Source organism: Methanocorpusculum sp. GPch4 (assembly GCF_012062385.1).
Lineage (GTDB): Archaea > Halobacteriota > Methanomicrobia > Methanomicrobiales > Methanocorpusculaceae > Methanocorpusculum > Methanocorpusculum parvum.
Map to the genome: position 1 here is coordinate 1 of NZ_SIJA01000042.1, position 4,542 is coordinate 4,542.

Consider the following 4,542-nt stretch of genomic DNA (forward strand, 5'->3'; position numbering starts at 1 on the left):
GCCGGAACATGTAATGTATATGCCCATTCATCTGGGAAATCAATATCTTTGGCTACTAAAACAAATGGAATTCCACGTGCACAGTATTCTCGATTTTTCAGCAATGAAACTTCCTTAAGACCTCGTCTAAAGTCTGCTAAACCACCAATGGCAATATGACACTGATCAAACATGGCATCCAGATCAGCGCCGGATTTGAAGCCGTGGAAGATGACGTGGGATTCGAGATGAAGTTCTGATGTGAGGGATTTCAAGTTCTGGAGTTCCGGACCGTCGCCAACGATATGAAGGTTGATGGTTTTATCGCCGGAGTACTCATGCATACCACGGATTAAGCGATCGATGCCGTGCCATAGTGCGACGACAGCTACACAAAGAACATGAATTACATCTGTATCATTATTCAGTAGATTACGTTCCTTGATTTGGGTTACTTCAATTCCATTGCCTAAAGTGAGGTATCTAAGTTTATTATTTGTCAAATGTCTATTGTATTCAGTTATTTCATTCGTAACTGAAACTAGTGCATCCGCATGACATTTAATGGATTTTTCGAACAGGTTATTGGAATAATACAATAAATTTTGTTTAATATGAAACACCAAGCCACGATTGTTTTTATTTAACTGCGATTTTAATTCTGTTTTTTCAATTGATTGTAATTCAAATACAACCTTTCCATTATGTTTTGTTTTACAGCAGATAAAATTTGAGATATGAGGATATATTGATCGTATATACAACACATCACTCTTTGAAGATTCTTTAAATATTTTCACTAATATTTGGTGAGATATATAATATGACTTAAGAAAATTAATGGGATTTGTCACAGAATAGATTAACTCACATTTATCTACGACAATATTTTGCTTCATTAATCCATTAATCAGACTTTGTATCTTTTTACCAACACCGTGGTCGGCACCTTTTGATCCATTAGGATATATACCATTTGGCAAAATATATATTAATCTCATAAAATAATATCTAATGAGATTTATTCTTATATTGTTATATCGAATTTGTTTTGGTCCACTCAATTCCCTAATCTATTACGCTCACTCATAGGAAATACAATGGAAATACTGATAATCTACTTCATTCATCATTTAGACTCCACGATAAGACATGATATGATGATAAACATGCCATATGTACCATCACCTTGCATTCACCCCACACCCCCTCACAATAAAACAAAAAAATCATTCAAACAGATAGATATTCGACGAAAAAAATCTATCATAAATGCATTTTACTCGAATACTTAATATAAATAAAGATTCATTCAGACTAAAACATTGAGAATATCTATCAACCCATTTTTTAACGCGAATCATGATTTATGCCTAATCCCCCGCTTCTCTTAACCTAGGTCATCTCCCCTCCCCGTCAAATTCCTCCTCTTTTCCAAAAAAACCCTGAATTCAAGCGCCAACCCGCCGCACCCATTCATAGTTAAATATATGTTTTTATCTATGGATGACCAATATATCTACAAACAAAACCACCCCTCAAAAAATGACTTCCATCATCAAACAGTACGACAAAAAACCGGGAAAACCTACGCAGTAGAAAGTACATCCCGCTGGGATAAAGAAAGAAAAACATGCATCTGTGACCGAAAAGTCATCGGCCACTTCGATCCCGAAACCGGGGAAATCCTTCCCAACAGAAAACGAAAAGAAAGCACGAAACAAACCGCCATCGCAAAATCTGCCGGATGCAGCCTGCTCTTTGATCATGCGGGAGAAAAAACCGGATTGGTCTCAGCACTGAAAAAAGTCTATCCTAACCACTGGGAGAAACTCCTGACCTGTGCTTACTACCTCCTTGCTGAAGGGAACGCCTTATCGCACTGTGAACAGTGGACAGAACGCAACATCACCCCGCTCAACGAACGCTTCCCCGCACAGCGGATCTTTGAGATGCTTCCTGACTTCAACCGGGACACCCAGATGGAATTTTTCCAGTACTGGGCACACAAAATCCGGGAAAACGAATACTTTGCCTTAGACATCACCTCCATCTCATCATACAGCAGCCTTATCAAAACGGTCAAATACGGATACAATCGGGACAAAGAAAACCTGGAACAGGTCAATCTTGGCATGGTTGTCGGCATAAAAACGGGTATTCCGGTGTATTTCCATACGTATCCGGGAAGTATTCATGATGTCTCCACATTACAGCAGAATCTGACGGTGTTTGACTGGCTGGCGTATAAGAAACTGCATCTGGTGATGGACAGAGGTTTTTGCAGCAAGACAAACGTTTCTGATCTGTATGCACATGGATTGCGGTTTACGATCGCGCTTTCAAAGAGTCTTTCCTTTACGACGGATGCCATTGATGAGGTGAGAAGCAGTATTCACACCTATAGTCATCGCGAGGTCATCGCTGATGAGGAGATGTTTGCTACAACCTCTCTCAAGGAGTGGGATGGGCATCGATGTTATACGCATGTGTATTATGATCCGCGGAAGGTTTCAGAGGAGGAGGCGAAATTTTACCGGAAGATCGATGTATATTATCAGGAGCTGCGGTCTGAAAAGCTGAATCCCGAGCATCAGAAGTTCTATGACAGGTTCTTTACGATTGAGAGAAAGCAGCATGTTGGAAGGGTGGTTATGCCAAACGATGAGGCTATTTTGGCGTTTCAGAATAAGTATGCGGGGTATTCGGTGATTATTTCCAATGATCTGAAGGATCCGGTTGAGGCGCTGATGGTGTATCGGGCAAAGGACCGGGTCGAAAAGTCGTTTGATAATCTGAAGAATGATTTGGATGGGAAGAGGCTTCGGGTAAGGAGCGAGTGGGCGATGGAGGGGAGGATGTTTGTGCAGTTCTTAAGTCTGATTCTGGCGTCGTATATTCAGAGGGTGATGAGGGAGAAGGATTTGTATAAGAACTATACGATGCAGTCGATTATTGAGGAGATGAAGATTCTCATGAGGATTACGCTGCCTAGAAGCAGGAAGGTTCTGTATTCGGAGTTGACGGCGGATCAGAAGAGGATTTGTGAGGCGTTTGGGATTGAGGCGGGGGCCTAGGTAAAAATTGGCGGGGGATTAGGTTTCAACTGTCAAAGTTAGGCTGTCAATGTCAGGATATTAACGAAGAGTGGATGACGGAAAATAGAGATTTGAAGATAGAGAGTGAATTAGTGACCACGGGATTAGGGCCTGTGAGAACTTACAGAAAACTCGGAAAAAAACAGAATATCATATAATAATTTCAAATTTTATACTTATTTTCCTCAATTAATTTGAAATATACTTGTTCTGTCTCATGCGACATCTGTTTAATTGAGTTATATTTCCCCACATAATCCCGACCTTGTTGACTAAATAGCTTTCTCTGATTAACATCACTGCTCAAATAATTCAATGTATCAGAAACTGCCCTGATATTCTTCTTTGGAATCACAATCCCACATTTCTCTACAATGGGAATTAACTGCGGTATATCTGTACAAATCACCGACAACCCACATGATGCCGCTTCCAAAAGTGTACGAGGAAAACCTTCACTCATACTCGTCATCAAATATACATCTGATCGATTATAATATGATATCATATCTTGATTCTCAACACGCCCAGTAAAAATAATTTTATTATCCAATCCTTTTTTACTCACATAATTAACTGCATCATGATAATATGGTCCATCACCCACAATATACATCTGGGAATTTGGATGATTTATTAAATATTGTTCAAATCCCAATATAGCATATTTCAGACCTTTGCCTCCGCTCAATCGACCTACCCAAATCACAGTAAAATTATCGTGTATATATGGATTTGGATAAAAAATATCCGTATCAATTGCATTAGGAATAATTACTATTTTTTTATCATCAACACCAATTTTCAATAGTTCATTGCGTTCATATTCAGTAAATGTGATTATCTTATCTGCTGAATTAAACGTCCACACCCCGAGTGTGCGTAGATATAATTCTTGAAATATTTTTGGTACATTCTGAGAACGTAGACCATGATTTGTAATCACTAGAGGTACAGAACCCAATCTTCTTACTAATGCACAGAGATTTGTAGAAATAAATAGATGAGAATGCGCATCGATTACATCATAATTTCTGCGATTGTGATAGAGAGAGCGAAACATATTGAAACAAACTGTATTTCCGCAAAGTTCAATTATTTTACCAAAATTTAGAATTGTATACGGAACTGTAAGCGGTAATACATCTGATTTTTTTGAGATACAAGTAAAAACTGTTATATTACACCCGTTTTTATATTGTTCTATTGATAGATTATGTGCGTGAAGACCAATGCCACCTAAAACATATGGGTATAAATCACTTGTAACTCGTAAAATCTTCATGTAAATTCTGCCTCTACTCCCCTGGACATATTTATAATATCTCTACTGCATACAAAATCAGAGTAACCCTGCTCATTATATGCCGTCGCGACCATCATCGATGACTTGTCTGAGGGATATTTCTGACTAGATATAGCAAAATGAGACGGTCTTGAATTGTTATCTGTCACGCTACCACCA

General features: G+C 38.7%; 4 protein-coding genes. 1 reads left to right on the forward strand and 3 read right to left on the reverse strand.

The features are described 5' to 3' along the window. Positions 1–980: glycosyltransferase (locus EYA77_RS03945; protein WP_167815927.1), on the reverse strand; the 980-nt coding region annotated here is incomplete at its 3' end. A gap of 501 nt (positions 981–1,481) precedes the next feature. Between EYA77_RS03945 and EYA77_RS03950 the strand changes: the two genes are divergently transcribed. Continuing rightward, positions 1,482–3,056: a transposase gene (locus EYA77_RS03950; RefSeq protein WP_167815928.1), complete on the forward strand. Its 1,575-nt coding sequence runs from the start codon at positions 1,482–1,484 to the stop codon at positions 3,054–3,056. Between the two features lie 184 nt (positions 3,057–3,240). Here EYA77_RS03950 and EYA77_RS03955 read toward each other — a convergent pair whose 3' ends face one another. Together EYA77_RS03955 and EYA77_RS09790 are read right to left on the reverse strand one after the other, a co-directional pair. Continuing rightward, positions 3,241–4,362, reverse strand: coding sequence for a glycosyltransferase family 4 protein (locus EYA77_RS03955; protein ID WP_167815929.1), 1,122 nt, complete (start codon positions 4,360–4,362; stop codon positions 3,241–3,243). Continuing rightward, on the reverse strand, positions 4,359–4,542 hold a 184-nt coding region (locus EYA77_RS09790), incomplete at its 5' end, for a hypothetical protein (protein WP_209315002.1). The genes EYA77_RS03955 and EYA77_RS09790, both read right to left, overlap by 4 nt.